General features: G+C 73.3%; 1 protein-coding gene. It reads right to left on the bottom strand.

The window, feature by feature from the left end:
- Window positions 1-160: 160 nt before the first annotated feature.
- The coding region (locus tag IH13_RS0135880; RefSeq protein ID WP_158791513.1) for a hypothetical protein at window positions 161-2,279 on the bottom strand (2,119 nt) is incomplete at its 5' end.

Below are 2,279 nucleotides of genomic sequence, written 5' to 3'. Positions count from 1 at the left end.
ACCCGGAGCGCCGCGGCGGCCACCGCCTCCTCGGCACGGCGCACAGCGCGGCCGGCCTCCTCCGCGGGCCCGCGCAGGGCGGCCACCCGTGCCTCGGCGGCCCGCAGTCGCGCCTCGGAGGCGGCAAGCGACCCACGGGCCGCCGTGATGTGCTCACGCATCAGGTCGGCCCAGCCGTCGTGAGCGACTTCACCGGCGGACTCCACGAGCGCGTCGAGTTCTGTCCGGGCCGCCCCCACCTGCTCCCGCACCTCGTCCCGGTGGGCCGTCGCCGCCGCCAGGGCGCTGCGGGGACCCTCCTGTCTCTTATACACATGGACCTCTCCGCGTCGGCGAGGGTGATCCGTGCGGCGTCCCGCTCCTCCCGCAGGCCGGTCGCAGCCCGTCGCTTCTTCCAGTACGCCTTGTCGGCGTCGACCCACGCCTTGCTCGCGCTGCCGACGGCGTCCCAGGCGGCGCCCACCCGGGCGGGGAAGTTCGTGTCGTCGATCAGCCCGAGCTCCCTGGCGACGTCGTCCCTGACCCAGACCAGGGCGTACGCCTGGGAACTCACGGCCTTCGGCCCGGGCCGGACATGGCCGAAGGTGCCGCCGACGAAGCGCCCGACACGGGTGTCCTTGACGCCCCGTCGTACGTCGGCGACGCTCAGCCAGGAGGTCGGGACCGCGAACAGGAAGACCCGCCCCGTCTTGGGCTTCGTGTTGATGGAGGTCAGCTGGTCCGCCGAGGTGGGCAGCGCGTCGCCTTCGGCGGCGTAGGGGCCGGTGCCCGACCCGCCCAGCTGGTGGAGCCCCGTCTTGTCGGAGCTGATCAGGACACCGGCCCCCAGCGCGGAGTCCTGGGCGTTCTCCCGGCCGACGGTCGCCGCGGCGCCGGCCCCGGTCCGCCGGAGCACCTCCATCTTCTTGCCGTCGGCGACGGTCAGCAGCCGGGCACGGCTGAAGTCGGGCTTGGCGTACAGGTCGAGCTGAGCCCTTTCGTCGCCGACGATGTTCTTCTCGCTCAGCCCCGGGATGCCGTAACCCTGCGGCGTCGTCGCCCGGTGGTAGTACGCCGTCAGGGCGGCGTTGCCGGTTCCGTCCTCCAGCGCCTGGGCGGATCCCGTGCCGAGCCGGGTCAGCCCGGTGTCCCGGGCCCGGCGGGGCGCGTCGGGCCCGTCCATGGAGAACCCCGCGTCGTACGAGAGGGCGAGCGCGTAGGTGTTCGCGACCTGGATGTCGGCGAGACCGACGATCCGGCGCACGTCGAAGCCGGTGTCGGGGAAGCGGAACGGTTTCAGGGAACCGTCCCCGTGCAGGGTGTCGGGCCCCAGCACATACGGCGAGACGTCCTGCCGGGGCGGGGCGAGCGCCGTCAGGTCCGGGGCCTCCAGCAGGTCCGCGCCCGGATCCGTGTCGGGGGCCATCAGACTCAGGGGGACGTGCTCCCACAGGGTCCCAACGGGCCCCTCCTCGGTGAGGACGCGCTTGCCCCGGAACCGGTCGAACCCGGTACGTACCCCGCCCCGCCCCTCCGGCGGCGGATCGTCCGCCTCCAGCGTGATCCGGAGGGTGTAGGGCGTCGCGATCTCCGCGTACGGTTCCGTCGAGGCCACCCGGAACACGGTCAGGGTGGATTCGGTACGGCTCTCGCCGCTGGATTTCCGGCCGGATCCGGTCTCCGTGAAGGTGGGGCCCGCGGCCACCGCCGTGGAGTTCTCGGTGTGCACCGCCTCGCCGACGAGGTATCCGAAGTCGGCGCCCTTCGTGGACTCCGCGCTCTCGGTGACGGTCTCGATCGCCCGCCGGTTCTCCTCCATCTCCACGCTGTGGTCCAGCATCGTGAACGCCGCCTCACCGGGCACGAGTCGGACCCGGATGCGGATCTGCCGCCTGCCGAGGCGGATGCTGTGCCACCCCCAGGCCCCGGTGCGGGCGGGAACCGACGCGCCGCCCCCCGTCATCTCCTTGTCCAGGGACCGCAGGACCCGTGACGAGACCAGGGTGCGTACGCGTTCCCGGCCCGCGTCGTCGAGACCGAGCGTGGCCACCCGCCGTTCGAACGCGGCGAGCACCGTCGACGGGTCCAGCGCGTTGACGGCGTACGTACCGAAGTTGTTCTCCCTGAGCCACGGCTGCGGGGACCAGCGGGCCCGGGTGTAGCGCGGCACCTCGCCCATGCCGTCCTCGATCAGCCCCACGAGGTGGGCGCTCTTCTCCGGTACGTGGGCCAGCCAGCCGCCGGGCACGGTCGTCATCCGCCCGGCCGCCGCGGCCAGCCGGTCGGGCACCAGCGGCCTG

It is taken from the genome of Streptomyces sp. NRRL WC-3549 (assembly GCF_000721935.1).
Taxonomy (GTDB): Bacteria; Actinomycetota; Actinomycetes; order Streptomycetales; family Streptomycetaceae; genus Streptomyces.
Note: the sequence above shows the minus strand (reverse complement) of the source record. Positions and strands in the feature narration are given on the sequence as shown.